The sequence below is a fragment of the Aeromonas salmonicida genome (assembly GCF_028355655.1).
Classification (GTDB): Bacteria; Pseudomonadota; Gammaproteobacteria; order Enterobacterales; family Aeromonadaceae; genus Aeromonas; species Aeromonas salmonicida.
This window is the reverse complement of sequence record NZ_CP110645.1, coordinates 613,335-632,457: the sequence shown is the minus strand read 5'-3', so window position 1 is coordinate 632,457 and position 19,123 is coordinate 613,335. Positions and strand designations below refer to the sequence as shown.

Genomic DNA, 19,123 nt, shown 5'->3' with positions numbered 1-19,123 from the left:
TCACCCGGCTCGCCCAATGGCCACGCCGGTATCCTGATCCCATTACACGCCTGTGCCATGACAAGACTTTGCCAGCCACCGGCGACTTGGTGACAGAGTGTGACAAGAGGGAAGATACAAAAATGGGGCCTGACGGCCCCATGGTTAACCGGCTTTGCGCAGTGCCCGCTTGCGCATCAGGCGGTAAAGCAGCTGATTGTATTTGGCCCAGGAGTGGATCAGCAGGAAGATGCCGAGCAGCAGGGCCAAAAACAGCTGCCCGGCGCCCTGCGCATCCAGCGAGCCGATAAAGCTGTCCCCTTCCCCTTTATCCAGATAGTTGAGCCAGGGTTGCAGCGCCAGAAACAACCAGCCAATCCAGGTCACCAGCAGGATCAACAGATCCCGCAGTCGGTACTGCCAGCTGCAACGGGCACCGTTGCGTATGATCATCTCGTTGGCGAACTTATTTTTTGTCACGGAAGGACTCTCCTCTGTCAGGGCTTTCCCATACGGCAAGCTGGCCACGGCGACGCAGGATCGCCTTGGGCACGGCAACGATCACTGTCACCAGATTGAGCAGCCAGTAGATAAGCGGATACCAGATACACCAGACGAAGCTGCGGGCCATTGTCTTGTCATAGTGGTTGTCGATGAAGATGCTGACCCCGAACTGCAGCAGGCAGATGGCGGTCATGATGACACCGGTCCACTGGAACAGCTGACCTTCGGCCAGCTCCCCCAGATCGGGCCGGATCAGCCAGATCAGCGCCAGCAGCAACATGCTGTAGCACCAGAGGACACTGGAGAGGTACTCCAGCAGCAGCAACCAGAAGTGGCGGTTGCGCCAGCGCATTGCCTGCAGGCCGTAACGCAGTATCACTTCGGCCCCGCCCTGGGCCCAGCGCAGTCGCTGCTTGTAGAGGCCGCGCACCGTCTCCGGCATCAGCACCCAGCACAGTGCCTGAGGCTGGTAATGGATGAGCCAGCCCGCCAGCTGGAGTTTCCAGCTGATGTCGATGTCTTCGGTGACCATGTCCGTGCTCCAGCCACCCACCGCCTCCACCGCCGACTTGCGAAAGGCCACCACAACCCCGGACACGGTAAAGACGGTGCCATAGATGCGCTGGGCCCGCTTGATGAGACCTATGATGGAGCTGAACTCGCCGGTCTGGATCTTGCCGATGATGGTGGAGCGGGTACGCACCCGCGGGTTGCCGGTGACGGCCCCCACCTTGGGGCTCTCGATGAAGTGCTTCACCATCCAGCGCACAGCGTCATGGTCGAGCACGGCATCGCCGTCTATGCCCACCAGTATCTCCCCCTTCGCCCGTTCGAGACCATTGTTGAGGGCCATGGCCTTGCCCTGATTGTGCTGGTGCAGCACGGTAAGGCGCGCATCCTGTGCCGCCAGCCGATCCAGTCGCTGCCCAGTGTCATCCTTGCTGCCATCGTTGATGGCCAGCACCTCGAAATCGGGATAACGCTGGCGCAGCAGGTGGCTGATGGTCTCCTCCACATTGGCCCCCTCGTTGTAGCAGGGCACCATCAGGGTCACCTTGGGATAGCGAGGCAACGCCAGCCCGGTTCTGGCGAGCGCTATGTCCCGCCGCTCCCACTGGAAGTAGTAATAGAGGCCGCCACAGATCCACACCATGGCCATCATGCTGGGGTAGGCCAGGGTAAAAATCGCAATGCCTGAGAGAAATCCGCTCACCGTGCCGCCCCCGCTTGTGTGGCCATGGCCGCACTGACGGGCACGGCGGGAGCCACCGGCAGCTGGACTGGCTGAGGCTGGGTCTGCACCGAGAAGACGGGCTTCAGCACGGCGGGATCCGGCTGATTGTTGTGAAAATCGTCCGGGTAGTAGCCGAAGTTTTTCACCCCCTTGCGCTGGATGATCTGCATCCAGCGCGCCAGCTCCTCATCCGGGATCGGCTGATCGGTGCGCCAGTTGCGGCTTTGCAGCTCGAACACCAGCCGCTCGGCCGGCACCTGGGCCAGGGATGTTTCCGCCAGCCGGGCCAGCCACTCATCCGGATTTTCTGCCTGCTCCATGTAGGGCATGGCCATCACGGCCGTGTAGTCATAGGCCTTGGCGAACGCCGCCATGCTCTGGGCAAACCACTGCTGGGCGTCAGGCTCGGTCACCAGGGCCGCGTAGATGTTGCGGGCCGTCTTGAGGCCGTCAGCCCCTCCCTGGCGATAACGGGCGGCGGCGTCGCGCAGCGCCAGCGTAAAGTCGATCAGCAAATCAGTCTTGTGCTCACCCTGCGCCCGCAGGGCCCGGGTGGAGCGCGCCAGCGGCATGGGCCCTTCGTAATCGCTGAGGAAGGCGTCATCGTGGAACAGCAGGCCGTCGAACTTGGTGTAAAAACCGAGATCCTCGTAGATATCCAGCAGCAGCTGACGGCTGGCGGCATCCCAGGGCGAGAGGCGCAGATACTGACCCCTGGCGGGGGCACCGGTGCGACTGTCGGTCACATAGGTGTGGTTCGGCCCCATGTCATAGGCCATCACCGGCATCCAGGCATACACCTTGACCCCGACCCGGGTCTTGAGCTGCCAGGCGACCCGGTTGAACAGATCCGCCCTGACCGGCATGTGGCGATTGGGGAAGTAGAGCGCCTCCGCTACCCCGTCGCCGTTGTCATCGGCATAGGCCTGCAGATAGACGGTGGTGATGCCGTATCCCTTGATCCGCTCCAGCAGCAGGTCGATGTTCTTGTTCAGCTGCAGCGGATCCTTGTCATAGACATAGTCCAGATCCACGTGCACCAGTCGCTCCTCCTGCCGCTCCCAGGTGTTGCCCCCCATGATCTCGTCCAGAGTCTCCAGGCTGGTGTCCTCCTCCAGCAGATAACGGCGCACAGTGGCTCCGGAATCCCCCAGGGTGTTGAGCCCCTCAATCAGGGTGAAGCTGTAGGGCATGCCGCTGTCACGGGCCAGGTTCAGCGCCGTCTGGTTGAAGGCACCATAGGGCCAGACCATGATGCGCGGTGCCCGGCCGGTCTGCTCCTTGAGCTGGCGGGCAGACGCATCGAAGTCGGCTTTCACCCGCACCTGATAGTCCGCCATGGTTTCGTAACCGGCCGGACTCCAGCCCGCCGTGGTTACCGCCGGCTGCACATTGCCCTGGGGATTGGCAAGCAAGCCGTAGTGGGAGGCGAAGGTGTGGGAGGCTATCTCCACCAGTCCGGAGGCCTGCATCTCGCGGATCTGCGGCCAGCCGACGAAGTAGCTGCGCGGCAGCCTGTCGTTGCCATAGGGCACCAGCTTGTCGTCAGGCACATCCAGCCAGCTGCCCACCAGGGCATAGACGGCCGGGTAGTTGTAGAGCTTGAGCAGCGGGTAGACCAGCCGGTAGAAGCTCTCGTAACCATCGTCGAAGCTGAGCAGAATGGCCTTCTCCGGCAGGGCTGCCTTGCCAGCCTTGGCATCCAGCACCTGCTGGAAGCTGACCGGGTGATAGCCCTGCTGCTTGATCCAGTTGAAGTGGCGGATCAGGGTGTCGCGCCGTATGGTCTGGGGATAGAGCTTGAGGTTGGGGGTCAATTTCAGATCGACGATATCGTGGTAGCAGAGCACCACATAGTCATCGGGTTGACGGGCAGACTGTGCGGCCAGCGGCATGAGCACGGACAACAACAGGAAAAGAGGGGCAAGCCAGCGTCTCATCACATGAAACTCCATTGCAGATTGGCGAAGACGAAATTTCCATATTCGGGGTTGCCGTCGTAGACGGCCTGGCGCCGGCCCAAGCCATAGCCCAGGCTCAGCGCGGGGGAGAACACCCAGTCGTGGCGATAGCTGAGTTGCCAGCCCGGGTCGCCGCCATACTCCTGCTGCCAGTACTGATTGCCGCCGATGACAAGGCTCTGCAGCAGGGCGCGACGGCCATCCAGCGGCAGCCGGTAACGCCCCGCCAGTTCCAGATCCAGATTGCGATCCCGCAGGGGATTGAAGTAATCCACCGCCACCGCCTCGTTGCGGGAGGTGGCAGCCCGCAGCGTAGTGTCGAACCACCAGCGATCCCGACGCCAGAGATCCTGACGCAACCAGCCGGAGGCGGTGAGCCGCCGATTGCCATCGCTGATATCCATTCGTTCCAGCCGCAGGCCCGCCTCCCGGGTCTCATCCTGGCGCCAGCCCAGATCGAGCTGGTATTGATCGGCGTAGTTGCCGCGCGCCAATGCCCGCAACGGGGTGTCGGCACTGTTGAGGTTGATGGCAAAGCCCTGCGTCCAGTGATCGCCCAGCCGCCAGTCGAGGCGGCTCCACAGATAGCCCTTTTGATTGAGCTCACTGCCCATCCCCCCTTCCAGGGTCAACAGCAGCGGATAGAAGGAGACTTCGGCCCCGAGCCCGCTGTAGGCGGCACGCTCCGGCTGCCCGTCAAATTCACCGAAGCTGCCCTGACGACGGGCAAACAGCCGATCGCCGCCGTCGCTGCGAGCGCTGTAAAAGCGGCTGTCGTAACTCCAGTCACGACTGGCCTGTACCGAGCCCCCTTCATTGCGACCATGGGTCAGCTCAGTGGTCAGCATGGGGGCCTGCTCCAGTGCCAGCCGCTGTTGCAACTCCCGTCGATCCTTGGTCAGGTTGCCGAGGGCCCGCACCGCCTGCGGTGTCTGTTGCCACTGCCCCTGATCGAGGCGGGCGTGGAGGAGACCCGGTTCGGCGAGTCGGGTACGGCCAGTCGGCAGCCAGCGCACCGCCTGCTGATAGGCCTGCTCGGCGCCATCCGGGTGACCGCGCCAACGACGGATGTCCCCCAGCTGCAACCAGAGCCAGGGGTTGGCAGGGGCCGTTTTCAGCCAGCCTTCCAGCTGCGCCTCAGCCATCCCGGCCTGACCCCGCCAGGCCAGCAGCAGGGTTCTGAGCTGCAGCACCTTCTCGTAGTCATCGTTGGGCATGCGCATATTGCCGGTGAAATCCCAGCGGGTCGGCGGCTCCTGCCAACCCGCCAGCAACCCCTGGGCGGCGCCGTAACGCTCCGCATCCGAGTAGGCGTAGAAACGCTTCTCCAGCAGCGTCTTGTCTTTGGCCCGCTGCGGGGTCGCCAGTTGCCGATAGATAAGGGAAGCCTCGTCCACCCGCCCGAGCCCAACCAGCGCATCGGCCCGCGCCTCCTGCACGTATTCCGGCAGCGGCCCCTCGGCTTGCAGGGCGGCAGACTCCCGCTCCGCTTGGGCAAACTCACCGAGGGCCACCAGAGTCACCACCAGATCACGGCGGGCACTGAGGTAGAGCACATGATCGCGGGGAGCCCGGGCCAGGATCTTGTCCTGCAGGGCCAGGGTGTGAGTGAGGGCGGTGCGAGCCAGCGCCGGATCCTCGGTCTGCGCCGAGATCCGCAGCAAATTGACCGCCTGGTAGTAGTCGAGCCAGAGCCGATCCACCGGCTTGAACAGGGCAGGATACTGCCCCATCAAGTCGGCAGCGGCGGGACCCGCCCCCAGGCTCACCGCAACCCGATAGAGCGCCAGCACCTGTTCACTGTTGCCGGGTTCGAGCGCCAGCCACTGCTGGCGAGCCAGCATCTCACCCATGGGGTCCTCGGCCTGACGGGCGGCATAGATACGCGCCTCCAGTACGGCCCGATCGCGACCGAAACGGGCCTCGAACTCTCCTGCCGCCTGATGGGCCAGCACACGGTTGCCCTGATCGCTGGCGGTGAGAAACAGGCCAAGCCAACCGGTGGGATTGCCCGGGTCACGCCCCTGCAACACCCGGTAATAGCTGATCGCCTCAAAGTAGCGCTTCTCGTCCCGGGCGGCGCGGGCCACCCCTTCCAGCGTGCTGTTGGCAATGGGACTGAACTCGCAGGGGGCGCAGGCTGCCAGCGCCCCCTTGCGATCCCCGCGCCACAACTGCACGGCGATCAGATCGTCCAGCACCTTGCCGTCGCCGGTTTGTCGATAGAGGGCATCCAGTCCTTGCGCCGCGGCGTCAAGCTCCCCTGCCCTGGCCTGGATGACCCGGGCTTCCCGTACGCTATCCACCCCGCCGGCAAACGCCAGCAGGGGCAAGAGCGCCAATAACCAAAAGATGCGATTCATTCGCAACATTCCACCTTTGACACGCGCCGGGCAGATCGGTCCTTGAATGCCCTGACGATTACGCACATATGTCCGACCCTGCTGCCGTGGCAACGCAGGGTGACTTCCTGACGGATGTGCGGTTGTGATGGTGAAAGGCGAGGGATGAACCAACGCCTTCCTCAATGCGCGGTCCAGCTGTCTCCGGGAAGAGACCTGTGACTTTCCGAACCCGATTCGCATCGGGGGTGGCGAGGCGGCCAATTCTGCAGCGGTGGGCGAGTTAGTCAATCGAGTCAGACAGGAACCATTCTCGATAAGAATCCCTGGCCCCTCTTGGCAACCTCATGCCAGAGAGGGTGTGCCTTATTGACACCACACACAGAATCTTGTGCCAGATGGGTTTGCGGCGGATCGCCGGAAAAAACAGAGGGGCGGGTTCTTTTGAGCCAGACTCCTGCCCCTCACTGCGTGCCTCTGTTGCCTGGCTACTGGCCCACGACAAGGGGCGTCGTTGTATCAGGCGCCATCACACTTTTGCACTGCGCCGCACATCTATGACTGGCACGCCAGCCCCCCGGAGCAGTCCTCTCGCTCAATCAAACAGCACGGTAACCGGCAGTCCCTCCACTTGCAGATTGGGCGGCAACTTGTCATCCAGTGACAAGGCGACCTTGAGCGTCGCCTTCTCCCCTTCAAACGGGGCCGCCAATTGCGCCGGCAACTTGCCGGCCAGCTCGACCGGCCTGGCCACTCTGGCAGCCAGCCGCTCGCCACTGGGCAACTGGACTATGGCCCTGTGCCCTGTCTCCATGGAGGACAAATACCTGGGTTGCACATAGGCAATGACCAAGGGATCCTCACGCTTGGCGATCAACGCAAGCGGTGCCCCCGAGAAGACCCAGTCCCCCGCCTGCACCAGCACATCGGACACCTTGCCCCTGGCCGGCGCCAATGGCTGCTGCTGCCTCGAGATAGCTTCCATCTCCGTCAACTCCTGCTCCAGAGAGTGGCGAGCACTGGCCAGCGGCCCCGTCAGGTGATCCTCCCTTATCTGCAACCCCTGCTGCGCTTTCTCGACCCTGGCCTGTTGCAGGGCGATGCGTGACTGGGTCCAGCTCAGCAGGGCACTGGCATATTCGGCACTGGATACCAGTTTCTGCTGCCGGTAGTTCGCATACTCCTGATAGATGCCCTCCTGCTCACGGGAGCCCCGTTCGGCAATGCTGATCTGTCCATCCAGGATGCGCACTATCTCCTGCTCGGCGAGCTGCTTGTTGAGCTCAATCGCCTTCAAGCGGGCCTTGCGCGCCTCGATGTTGGCCTTGAGCGTCGGGGATTCGAACCGCATCAAGACATCTCCCTGTGAGACGGATTGTCCGGGCGCCGTGTAGATATTGCGGATAAAGCCATCGCCATTGGCCACCACCAGCTGGGGCTCGGTCGTGATAATGGCTGGCGCCTGGGTCAGCCACCACTCTTGCCCCAGATACCAGAGCAGTATGATGACGGGGCTGAAGGCCAGCAGCAGGATCAGATACCAGCGCGCCCTGAATGCCATCCGCCTGGCGGGTGCATACAATACGCGGATCCCCTGTTCCGAGGTCGCATCCTGTTTTTTAGGGGTGTTGAATGTCACTTTCATCAGAATTTGTTTCCTCGTTTCAGAACCCACCACGGCGCCATGCTGCTCTCTTCGTGGCTGCGCCGGAATATTTCATTAAGCAGTGCCACGGCACACCACAAGCGCATCAGCAGGGTGTAAACCGGGTAGAGGCACAACCAGGGCAAGAGCCCAAGATCGGCCCTGGGTCGCTCGGATATGGCGAGCAGGAACACCAGGAAATTGACCAGAGTGAGAAACAGATAGACCAGATAGAGACAGAGCATCAGGGCCGTCACAAACTGGCCCGGATAACTGAAGACCAGCCACCAGCTGTAGCCCATGACCAGCAGCGGCAACACCACGTTTTGCGCCACCCCGTAGACCAGAGTGAACAGGAAGGTTTTCCATCCCAGTATGCGGGGGGTCAGCGACAGCTTGTGTTTGCGCAGATAGAGAAAAAGCAGGTCGCCATCCCAACGCAGACGCTGTTTGGCCAGCGTGACCAGATCCGGGGGGGCATCCGTGTGACCTATGGCTCTGGGCGCGAACCCTATCTTCAGACCGGGATGGCGCTTGAGGTAGTGCTTGATCCGCAACGTCAGATCCAGATCTTCCGCCGTGTGGGTATCCCAGCCCCCAATCTGGCGCAGGAAATCACGACGAAATGCTCCGAATGCCCCCGAAATGTTGTTGATCAGATTCCACTCGCTCAGACCCGTCTTGCCCCCCTGCATGGAGATCATGTATTCGATCCCCTGCATCCGGGTCAGCAGCCCGGCATGCAGGTTGCGCACCCGCAATGCACCACCCACCGCCGGCATATCGGGGTCGTCAAAACAGGCGACAATCTCGTCGATCATGTTGTTGTCAAAGGAGGTATCCCCATCGGCGTTCATCACTATCTCACCGGTCGCCGCCGACAGCCCCGCGTTCAGGGTCGATACCCGCCCGCCGCGCTGCCACTTGGGCAACAGCACCAGGGTTCGGGTCTGGCATCCCTGAAACTCGCGGACACAGTTCAAGGCCGCCTGGTAGGTATGAGCGTTGGCATTGGCGCCATCAATGACAGCGATGATCTCCAGATGGCCGCGGTACAGCTGCTCCTTGAGGGTCAATATGGTGGAGCGGATCGCGTCACCCTCCCCATAGCAGGTGATGATGCAGGAGACGCTCGGGCAGCGTCGTGACAGCGGCAGGTCTGAGGCCCTGGGCACCTGACGGGCATACCACTTGAGGATACCGGTCAGGGTCAGCGCCATCAGCGGCACCTCAATCAACAGCAGCATGGGCAACAGCAGCAGTATCATACTGGGGAAAACCGACAGGCTGCCCAGTATCTCCATCAGGATGTAATACACGGTTCTCAGCCAGTCATGCATGCTGGATGCTCCCATCCAGCCAGCGACTCAGCCACAGGCTGGCATCGTCCCCCAGGCTGGCAGGCAGGGGTTGCACCTTCACATCGAGCGCCAGTGTGTCCAGCCCCTCGATATGGTTCAGCTCCAGGATCCGGCTCTGCAACATCGCCCTGTCTTCTGCATCCGTGTATGGCAGCAACAGCAGCAGTTGATCATCTGCGTACTGGCAAACCACATCCGTGTCCCGGAACAGTGCCTGCAGACGGGCGAGCAGGGCGGCCAGCCGCTGCAACGCTTTCAGCAAGCCCAGCTCAGCCCGAAACTCGGCCAGGTGCTCAACCCGGATCGCCAGCAGGGTATGACTGCCACCGTGGCGCTGCAGCAGGCTGTTGCTCCACTGCAACAACCAGGGGAAGTGATCCATCGCCATGGGGGTGCCCCAGGTCAGGGGCAGATGCAACCGCTGGGTGCCCTCACGGGCAACATGATGCGCCAGCTTGCCGATGCGGTATTCATGGATGGGCGCCACCACAAGGTCATCCGGCTTGCTTGCCTGACCGCACTCATGACAGCGCGCCAGCACGGCCGCCTCCATGAAACGGGCGTGACAGGAGAGACAAAGGTACTTCTCCAGCGGCCGATCATAGTCCACCCCTATGTGGCGCAAGGTGGTCACACACTTGGGACAACGCAATGCCCCCTGCTGCATGAAGGCATCCTGGTCATCCACGTGACCACAGGTGAAACAGTGCACGGCAGGCTTGGCCTCAAGGGCAATGTGGGCACATTCCGGGCACACATCGACGAAGTTGAGGTGGGCCGAGTGACAGCGGTTGCACAGGCGCACGCGATCCACCAGTTGCTCGCTCTGCAGCAGACGTTCGGAAACCAGTTGCGGCAAGGAGCCAGCAGCCTCGCTGCCCAGCAGACAATCGAGCAGAGGATAGCTGTAACCCTGACGGCAGCCTGCCTGCCAGCGTGGCAACAAACGAAAGTGAGCGCGCGGCCAGCTGTACCAGGCCAGTTTCTCCATCTCATCCGGGTGTTCACGCAGTCTCAGCAGGGCCAGACGCTCAAGCATGTGAGGCACCCGTTCATCCAGCTGGACCAGCAGACCATCCGCCAGCATGGGGGAGAGCGGGCTCTTCTCCAGGCAGAAAACGGGGTGCAAGTAACGGTCAGGATCACGGCGAACCGCCTGCAAGACCCTGTCTTGCTCGTCGGCGGGCAAATTGAGCAGCAGTACGGCGTGTTGTGCCGGGTTCCATTGGGACCAATCGGCGAGAGGCTGGGTGGCACGATCCACCGGGCCCCCCAGCAGGGCAATCCGGCTGGGTTGTTCACTTGTACTCATCATGAGGAAATAACCTCTTTCCACAGACTGAAATATAGGGAGCCGCCCTGCAAGAGGGCTGGCGTACCGGTATCAACAACGAGGGATGAAGAGGCCACGCACGGCGCACTCTCCATCCAGGTTTGATACCAACGGCATGGCCGGTTCAATCGACAGACGTCATGGATATGGCGGGAGCGGGCAGAGGGTTGAGCACTGATAGCTGACGCCGTATTCAATGTGCGGCTCAGCCGTCTCGGGGAGAGAGACCTGTAGCTTTCCGAACCCGATTCGCATCGGGAGTGGCAAGGAGGATAATTGTGGTGTTGCATGACATTTAGTCAATCGAGCCAGACAAGAACCCTTATCGATACCCCATGCCGGACGGCCTGCCATTGGGGGCCCCCTCGCCCCAACCACTATTGAGGCAATAAACAGCACAGCGTCTTGCTTGGCCTGCATCCGGGGACCAACAAAAAAGGGGGACTGCGCAGCGCCTGCTCGCCCCATGCTGTCGACGTTGACGCACAAGGATGCGCGGCGCACTGACTACGACAGATAGCGTCATGACCCAAGAAAACAAGCATCATCTGACATCCCCCTGACCGGGCGTCATCGACCCGAACCTGCCCACGGATCCAGTGCAAGGTCCTGTGACTTGCCGCCGCTGGTGCGGGCAAATTTGGCTGTACCGCAGAACGGGCAAGGGCGTACCCTGATGCCATCGACTTGGCCAAGGATCTTGAATGAAGGGTTTACGGATAAAGGCGCCAGTACTGGGCTGCCTGCTGATTTCACTGCTGGCGGCGCCTCTGGCCGCCGCCCCCCTGATACTGCAAGGGGAGACGCTGAGCTATCGCATCACCCCCGATACCCTGGCCATCTCGGTCAACAAGGTGCCGGTCAGTGCCGGCCAACCCGCCCGTCAGGTCGACAAGCTGACCCGGGGGGAGCAAGAGGCCAGTTGGCACTGGCCTGCCCAGGACGCCAGGGTCGAGGTCAAACTGGACGGCGATGATCTGCTGCTGACCCTTGTCAGCGATACGCCCCGCCAGCTGGCCTGGTACAGTCTGCCGAAAAACCAGACCCACCTCTCCATGGCCTTTGGCGAGGGCAGCCGCTTCTCGGTGCGTGACAGCGACTGGCTCGGCTATGTCGGCGACGAACTGGCCGAACTCAACACCCATTACGACCTCAAGCTGCCGCTGTGGAGCCAGGATGCGGGCAAACAGACCTACAGCTGGATCCTGCAAACCCCCTACGACAACCAGCTCAACTTCACCCGCAAGGGGGGGCGTCTGCAACTGAGCGCCCGCCACGAATTCAGCAGCTTCAACCAGCAGGCTCCCATGGTGGTGCGTCTGAGCGTGGGGGATGACTGGCTGGCGGGGGCCCGTCGCTATCGGGAGTGGTTGCAGGCCGAGGGGGAGTGGCAATCCCTCACCGACAAGTTTGCCCGGATCCCCGCTGGCCGCCGCCTGATTGGTGCCAGCCATGTCTATCTGTGGGGAGATGCCCTGCTGGATCGACAGGATGTGAAGGATTGGCCTGGCCTGCAGGCCAGACTCAATCAAAAGCCGGCCTGGCTGCAAACGTTCAGCGGCGAGGAGCGGGAAGCGCTGGCCGCAACGACCCCCGAGCCCTGGCAGCAGACATTGATCATGGCCGGGCTCAACCGGCTGATTGCCAGCCAGTTGCCCCTGCCCGCCCAGCAGGGCCCCATCAGCCAGAGCAAGGTGCTGGCCCTGCGCCAGCAGTGGGTCAGGGGTCAGCTGGGAGATCTGCTGGTTGCACAGACTCGCTGGGGACAGGGCCTGTCACTGCCTGTGATAGAGGCGCTGCAACAGGCGGGACTGAACAAGCTCTGGCTCGGCACCCCGCAATGGACGGCGGCCCTACAACAGAGTTATGCCGTCACCGCCGCCCAGCGCCTGGGCTATCTGGTGGGCAGCTATGACTCCTACGATACCGCCATCCTCCCCGGCAGCAACGACAGCTGGCTCACCGCCCAGATCCCCCCCAAGATCGGCAAGCGCTGCGCCATCATGGAGGCCAACGGCAAACCCAAACCTGGCTTTGGTGGCGAGGGAGCCTACCTCAATCCCGGTTGCACCCTGCCCTTCGCCAAGAGCCGCATGAGCGAGCTGGCCAAAGCCAGCGGCATCAACAGCCTCTTCCTCGACGTGGATGGCACCGCCATGGCCTCCAACGATTACAACCCGGCCCATCAACAGGGCAGCCAGGCCATGATCGCCGCCCGCAATGCCCGCATGGCCTGGGTGGGAGAGCGGCTCGGGCTGGTGCTGGGCTCGGAGGATGGCAATGCCCTCACCAGCAAGCCGCTGATGTTTGCCCACGGCATCCAGAGCTGGGGGTTCGGCTGGCAGGATGCCAGCATGCGCAAGCAGGCCAAGTCCCCCTATTACCTCGGCAAGTGGTGGCCGGACGAGGCGCCGCAGGTCTTCTTTCAGCCCGCTCGCCTCAAGCCGCGCTACCTGAAAACCGTGTTCAATCCGGCGGACAGGTTGCCCCTCTATCAGGCTGTGTTCCACGACTCTGTGCTCAACAGCCATCACTGGCTGCTGGACAACCTCAAGTTTCCGGGCATCAAGGAGGAGCGCGCCCTGCTCGGCCTGCTTTACAACACACCACCGCTGGTCAACCTGAGCCGCAGCACCCTGGACAGTCGCCTGCCCGAGCTGGTCAGACTGAGCGATCAATTCGCGCCGCTGCACGAGGCATTGTGGGACAAGGCGCTGGTGGGATTTCGCTGGCGCGACGGGGCGGGCCGGGTGCAGGAGACCCGATTCTCGGATGGCAGCCGGCTGGTCGCCAACTTCAGCAACAGCTCCATCATGCTCGATGGCCAGAAACTGCCGGGCAAGCACCTGCTCGTCGCCCTCAAGGGCAAGCCGGTCACCCTGCTGACGATGTGATCAACTCGCTCGCCATATAAAGAGAGAGCCCTGCCAATTGGCAGGGCTCTTTTGCAGGCGGGGTTCATCTAGCCCAGGGTGGCGGGCTCGACTTCGCTCTGGCGCCGGATCCAGCCCTCGAAGTCCGCCAGCATACGCGCCTCCGACTCGCTGTTGTCGGCAATCAGCTCACTGCCATGCACCACCCGGATGCGGGCATTGAGGGGCGCCCCCTCACCGGCCGGCGGCCTTTGCTGCGCCGCCGCCATGCAGGCTTGGGCCTGCACCCAGGCGTCGGCCACGCTCTGGTTGCATACCTCGGCCAGCGGCACGGCGCTGAATCCCTCGCCGGTCAGGCTGCGCAGCGTCTCATCGTGGGTCATGCCGTTGCCCGGCCCCCAGTAGTGAGCCGCCAGATCCGGACCGATACGCGGGTTGTCGGTGAGATAACCATCGCGCTGAAGGAAATAGGCGCGGGTCTGTTCCACCGCCATCAGTGCCAGCAGATAGCCGTGATAGGCACAAGCCGACTCCTGATTCAGCAGATGCGGAATGGCCAGCAGCGGCCTCGGGCTCTCTGTCCCCAATATTTTGCGCTCCCACTGACGGGCCAGCGCCAGCACGGCGTCCGGAGTGAGATCGCTCTCCTCCATGGCGTAGAGATCCCGCTCGAAGTAGGAAACCAGCGCTATCTGGCGCTCGTTGAAGGCACGAAACGGCTGACGCGCCGCTATCATGGCCTTGATGAGCGAATCTGGGATCACCTCTCCCGCCGCGTTCCTGGCATAGCGCTTGAGCCAGTCCGCATCGTCCAGCAGGCTGTCGCAGAACATGGACTGGGTCTCGGCATAGGCCATTGAGGTGGGTGGAAACTCCTGTGAAAAACAGGGGGCGTTGCCGGTCACATTGGCAAAGTGGGCGGCGTGGCCCCCCTCGTGGAACAGGGTATTGAGGCCACTCCAGCCGCTGCCGACTTGAGCCGGGTTGGCCAGACTGGTGAAGTTGACCACGGCGGGAACCCACTTGTCCTCCTGCCAGAAGCTGGGCACAGGGCCGTGGCAGAAGCCGTTCTCGTATTTCCCCTCCCGGGTCAGCAGATCCAGGGTCAGGGTCGCATCGCGATACTGGATGCCGAGCCGGCGGAAGCTCTCGACCCAGTCCTTCAGCGCCCGCGAGAAAGGCACATAGGGGTCGAGCTGGCGGGTCACGTCGCCGCTGACGAAATAGCGCAGGTTGTGGGGCAGCAGCGCCGCCTCTCCCTTGGCGCTTTTCAGCTCAGCCAGACTCTGCTGCACCCGCTGCTCGGTGCGGGCGATAAAATCATCCAGCACGGCAAACAGCTGTTCCGGGCTCATCTGCTCGTTCTTGCGCACCTTGTAATCGAAATAGTCGCGATACCCCATGGCACGGGCGAAGCGGTTGCGGATCGCCACTACCTCGAGAAAGCCGTTGTCGACCACCCACTGTTCCAGGGTATGGAACATGGCCAGCGCGCTCTGGCGCACCGCCTCGTTCGGGCTGGCGGCAAGGGAGGTGCTGGCGGCGGGCAGACTGCCGGCGACCTGCTGACCCTGCTCATCCAGCAAGCCGAGTTTCAGCTCCCGGCGACGGGCAAACAGCGCCGCCTCGGCCGCCACCAGCTCGTCCATCAGGGCGGCGGCAGCCGGATCCTCGATGACGTTGCACTCGAAGAAGGCAATCCAGCCCCCCAGACCACGCTTGAGATCCGCCTCTTCGGCCCGGGCCAGCATCTCTCTGAGCTCCGGCAGTCGGGCCGGGTTGGCGCAAAACGCCTTGTAGGCCTGCTCGGCGGCGGTGAAACCTGCCTGATCATCACTGGTGCCCATGTAGGTGGACCAAAACAGGTCCTCCTTGCGCCTGTGTACCTGCAGGTAATCGGCATTGAGCTGATTCAAATAATTCCTGGCAATGGAATGCATAAATTCCCTCTTGTATGGGGCTGACCCGTACGGGTGCCCGCTCCTTTTTGGTGAAATGCCAAGTCATTCACATTTTTTGGCAAATGATGCGCCGGGATGCGCACAACCACGCTACCAAAAGCGACGGTTTCTGTCTGCTGGCTATACTGGTTGTCAAAACACTCAATTAGCATTCAGTCACCACAAGTTATTGAAAGTTAATTAAATGTTAATAACGAAATAATCAGGGCCATCGTCATGTCTGGCCACAGCAAGACCCACAGGGAAATCAGGGAGACCTTATGTTCAAGCTTGGTGATATCGCCGTGAGCCGCAAATTGATGTTGCTGCTCTCACTGGCGCTAGTCGGTTTCATCGCACTGCTGCTTATTTCGGCCAGTGCCTTGCATCGCAATCTGATGAGTGAGCGGGAGGCCCGGCTGCAGGCCGTGCTGGATCTCGCCATGAGCCGCATCCAGTCACTCGCCACCACCTTGCCCGCTGCACAGGCTCAGGCAGAAGCCAAGGCCATGCTCAACAGCATGCGCTTCGATGGCGACAACTATCTGTTCGTACTCGATGAAACTCGCCACGTTGTGGTACACCCCGTCAAACCGGAACTGGTTGGCCAGCAGATGGGCCAGAGCGGCACCGAGACAGCCGGGGATCACTGGCAACGCATGGTGGAACTCGGCAAGGGGGGCCAGCATGGCCGCCTTGAATACCAGTGGATAGGACCCTCCGGTGATGCCGCCCAGAAGATGTCGCTGGTCGCCGGCTATCAGCCCTGGGGCTGGATCCTGGGCTCGGGCGTACTGCTGCAGGACATTCAGGCCACCATCTGGTCCCAGTACCAGCTGATGGGCGGCGCCACCCTGTTGGTGATCCTGCTGATGGGGCTGCTGGGGTTTGCCATCAGCCGCTCCATCGTCAATCCCCTGGCCGAGATCAAGCGAGCCATGCAGCAGGTGGCGGCCGGGGATCTGGTGATCAGCATACCGGTACACGGCAAGGATGAAATGGGGGTCGTCGCCGCCTGTACCAACCAGGGGCTCGACGCCATTCGTCACGCCCTGATCGAGGCCAGCCAGGGGGCCCGCAACGTGGCAGATGCCGCCCTGCGGATCGCCTCCTCGGCAGAGGAGACCAATCAGGCGGTCAACAGCCAGCGGGATCAACTCTCCCAGCTCGCCACCGCCATGAACGAGATGAGCGCCACCATTGCCGATGTGGCGGGTCACGCCGAAAATACCGCCCGGGATACCCAGGAAGCCACCAGCGAGGCCGGGCTGGGCAACCGTGACGTGCATGCCAGTGTCAATGGCATACAGGCGCTGGCCACCGAGGTGGAACAGGCCACCCAGCAGGTCAATCAGCTCAAGGAGGGAGTGATGCAGATAAGCGAGGTGACAGCCGTCATCAGCGCCATCTCCGAGCAGACCAACCTGCTGGCCCTCAACGCCGCCATTGAAGCAGCCAGGGCCGGGGAACAGGGACGCGGCTTTGCCGTGGTCGCCGACGAGGTACGCCAGCTGGCGAGCCGCACCCGCCAGTCCACCGAGGAGATACAGAGCACCATAGCCCAATTGCAGCAGCGGGCAGTGACCGCCGCCAGTGCCATGGATGCCAGCCGCAAGCTGGCGGAGAGCAGCGTCAGCCAGTCCGAAAAGGCAGGGCAGGATCTCTCCCTCATCGTCAACCACATCCAGCATGTGAGCGACATGGCGATCCAGATAGCCACTGCGGCGGAACAGCAGAGCGTGGTGGCCGAGGATATGAACCGCAACGTCAGTGGCATCAATGATTCGGCACAGGAGATGTCACAATCCGCCACCTATCTGGCGAAAGAGAGCGAGCTGCTGGCAGACCTCTCCCGCAGTCTGGATGAGCGGCTGTCGGTGTTCAAACTGGGCACTGCCATCGATCAGACCCTGGCACAGCGGCTGGCCCCGCTGCATCAGCAATCACATCAGGCCGAACGCCCCCGCGCTCGCCACTGATCCGTCTTGCTCTGTCGCAATTCATCCTCTGCCAGCCCGCTGGCAGAGGATTTTTTCATTGATGAAAAATGTCGAATTTTTGCATTTTATCGACATGATGGGCGACATTCAGCTTAGCTTGCCGATTAAATACACCATTAAAAACATAACGTTAAGTTTTAGCTCTACTCCGATGAGTCAAGCTGTAAACATTTACACTTAATTAACTAATCAAAATTAGTCATGATGGTAGTGTCGCAAGACGCGACACCATGACCCTTTATGTAGTCATTTGGCAAACTGGTTGAAAGGCCAGGACGCAAAGCCTCCGGTCTAAAGACATGTCGTCCAGGATAGCGGGGTTGCCACACTCAGGTGTGTATCGGGGAACTCCCCTGCCAACTTGACTGCCCACATCTATCGAACAGAGGAATGTATGGCAGCAAAAATCCAACTCAATCACGTCGCGGCAGCGCTGGCGCTGCTGGCCAGTGGTGGCGTACTCGCCCACGGCTACATCAGCCAGCCCGAGAGCCGCAACTACCTGTGCAACAAAGGTGGCAACAGCCAGTGTGGCGCTGTGCAATGGGAACCCCAGAGCGTGGAGGGCCCCTCCGGCTTCCCGCAATCAGGCCCTCAGGATGGTCAGATTGCCTCGGCGGGCAGCTCCCGCTGGAGTGAGCTGAACGCCCAGACCAGCGATCGCTGGACCAGGCGTGAAGTACAGGCCGGGCCATTCGCCATCAGCTGGACCTTCACCGCCAACCATGTCACCCGCAACTGGCGTTACTACCTCACCAAACAGGACTGGAACCCGAACCAGCCGCTGACCCGTGCCGCCTTCGATCTCACCCCTTTCTGCGTGGTGGATGGCAACATGGTACAGCCGCCCAAGCAGGTCACTCACAACTGCAACCTGCCGGAGCGCACCGGTTATCAGCTGATCCTGGGGGTGTGGGAAGTGGGTGATACCAGCAACAGCTTCTACAACCTGATCGATGCCAACTTCAAGGGAGGCACTCAGCCCCCCTTGAGCTGGAGCCAGGGGGGCACCATTTATCCCTCCACCGATCTGGCGGCCGGTGACAAGGCCAGAGCTCTGGTGTTCGACGCCAATGGCGTGCGCCCCGATCTGCAAACCGAGTTGACCATCACCACCACGGAGCAGGGCCAGAAAAACAACTGGGCTCATGCCCTGGCCAGCAAGATCAATACGGAGCAGAGCCAGATCCGCGCCGGTCAGCAGAACGCCGACAATCAGTTCAACCCCGTCTACGGCCAGAACCCCGTCTACCTCAAGGCAGGCAGCGCACTGGAACGGGTCGAGATCCAGCTCGAACAGCTGCAACCGCCGGTGGGCAACGACATCAGCGTGAGCGGTCTGGAGAGCGAATACCTGCTCGACGACGGCAAGGTGACCCTCGACTTCACCATCACTGCCCAGGGGGATCTGACTGTCACCAACACCTTGTATGACCATGGTGGTGTGGCCAGGGGCCAGTCTGCCGCCGACATCAAGGACAGCAGCCAGAGCTTCACCATGCCGCTCACCGGGCTCAGCGCAGGTCACCACCAACTGGTGATCGAGGCCAAGCCAAAGGCGGGTGGCGAAGCCCTGCAGCAGACCCTGGACCTGATGCTCAAGGACTCGGCAGGTGGCGGTGACTACCAGTTCACCTTCCCGCAGGGACTGACCTCCTACACGGACGGCACCAAGGTGTTGCAACCCAAGAACGGCAAGGTCTATCAGTGCAAGCCCTTCCCCTACCGAGGCTGGTGCAGCCAGTGGTCGGCCAGCGCCACCCAGTATGAGCCGGGTATTGGCACCAACTGGCAGGACGCCTGGATTGCGCTGAACTGAGCCAGTTCTGAAAGTCGAGAGCGGACCTGAATGTCTGCCAGCGCCAGCCCGAATAAGCCGGGTATTGGCACCAACTGGCAGGACGCCTGGATTGCGCTGAACTGAGCCAGTTCTGAAAGTCGAGAGCGGACC

The 19,123-nt window shown here is 61.9% G+C and carries 11 protein-coding genes and 1 riboswitch; of the genes, 3 read left to right on the top strand and 8 right to left on the bottom strand.

Features of this window, described 5'->3' with window-relative positions; translation table 11 throughout:
- Positions 1 to 144: 144 nt before the first annotated feature.
- From ONZ54_RS03110 to ONZ54_RS03080, 7 genes are all read right to left on the bottom strand, one after another.
- A complete protein-coding gene (locus tag ONZ54_RS03110; protein WP_017412598.1) occupies positions 145 to 459 on the bottom strand; it encodes a hypothetical protein in 315 nt (104 codons plus the stop codon).
- The gene (gene pgaC / locus ONZ54_RS03105; protein WP_087756532.1) at positions 446 to 1,696 is read right to left on the bottom strand and encodes a poly-beta-1,6-N-acetyl-D-glucosamine synthase; all 1,251 of its coding nucleotides are present in this window, start codon (positions 1,694 to 1,696) and stop codon (positions 446 to 448) included. Before pgaC ends, ONZ54_RS03110 begins: the two co-directional genes overlap by 14 nt.
- Positions 1,693 to 3,657: a poly-beta-1,6-N-acetyl-D-glucosamine N-deacetylase PgaB gene (gene pgaB / locus ONZ54_RS03100; protein WP_271787447.1), complete on the bottom strand. Its 1,965-nt coding sequence runs from the start codon at positions 3,655 to 3,657 to the stop codon at positions 1,693 to 1,695. The genes pgaC and pgaB overlap by 4 nt, the downstream gene beginning before the upstream one ends.
- On the bottom strand, positions 3,657 to 6,041 hold the full coding sequence (gene pgaA, locus ONZ54_RS03095; RefSeq protein WP_271787446.1) for a poly-beta-1,6 N-acetyl-D-glucosamine export porin PgaA: 2,385 nt from the start codon (positions 6,039 to 6,041) through the stop codon (positions 3,657 to 3,659). Before pgaA ends, pgaB begins: the two co-directional genes overlap by 1 nt.
- A gap of 574 nt (positions 6,042 to 6,615) precedes the next feature.
- The gene (locus tag ONZ54_RS03090) at positions 6,616 to 7,665 is read right to left on the bottom strand and encodes an HlyD family secretion protein (RefSeq protein ID WP_271787445.1); all 1,050 of its coding nucleotides are present in this window, start codon (positions 7,663 to 7,665) and stop codon (positions 6,616 to 6,618) included.
- Positions 7,665 to 9,005, bottom strand: a complete 1,341-nt coding sequence (locus ONZ54_RS03085; protein WP_271787444.1) for a glycosyltransferase family 2 protein — start codon at positions 9,003 to 9,005, stop codon at positions 7,665 to 7,667. The genes ONZ54_RS03090 and ONZ54_RS03085 overlap by 1 nt, the downstream gene beginning before the upstream one ends.
- Positions 8,998 to 10,341: a TackOD1 domain-containing metal-binding protein gene (locus tag ONZ54_RS03080; RefSeq protein ID WP_271787443.1), complete on the bottom strand. Its 1,344-nt coding sequence runs from the start codon at positions 10,339 to 10,341 to the stop codon at positions 8,998 to 9,000. The genes ONZ54_RS03085 and ONZ54_RS03080 overlap by 8 nt, the downstream gene beginning before the upstream one ends.
- 722 nt (positions 10,342 to 11,063) lie before the next feature.
- On the opposite strand from ONZ54_RS03080, the gene ONZ54_RS03075 reads away from it, so the two are divergent.
- The gene (locus ONZ54_RS03075) at positions 11,064 to 13,253 is read left to right on the top strand and encodes a glycoside hydrolase (RefSeq protein WP_271787442.1); all 2,190 of its coding nucleotides are present in this window, start codon (positions 11,064 to 11,066) and stop codon (positions 13,251 to 13,253) included.
- A 68-nt stretch (positions 13,254 to 13,321) separates the two neighbouring features.
- On the opposite strand, the gene ONZ54_RS03070 is transcribed toward ONZ54_RS03075, so the two are convergent.
- Positions 13,322 to 15,172 (bottom strand): M3 family metallopeptidase, encoded by a 1,851-nt coding sequence (locus ONZ54_RS03070; RefSeq protein ID WP_271787441.1) that lies wholly within the window; start codon positions 15,170 to 15,172, stop codon positions 13,322 to 13,324.
- Between the two features lie 281 nt (positions 15,173 to 15,453).
- Between ONZ54_RS03070 and ONZ54_RS03065 the strand changes: the two genes are divergently transcribed.
- Complete coding sequence (locus ONZ54_RS03065) at positions 15,454 to 17,151, top strand: methyl-accepting chemotaxis protein (RefSeq protein WP_005313698.1); 1,698 nt, start codon at positions 15,454 to 15,456, stop codon at positions 17,149 to 17,151.
- 263 nt (positions 17,152 to 17,414) lie between these two features.
- Positions 17,415 to 17,500: riboswitch (cyclic di-GMP riboswitch) on the top strand.
- A gap of 66 nt (positions 17,501 to 17,566) precedes the next feature.
- Positions 17,567 to 18,991, top strand: a complete 1,425-nt coding sequence (gene gbpA, locus ONZ54_RS03060; RefSeq protein ID WP_271787440.1) for an N-acetylglucosamine-binding protein GbpA — start codon at positions 17,567 to 17,569, stop codon at positions 18,989 to 18,991.
- Positions 18,992 to 19,123: the final 132 nt, after the last annotated feature.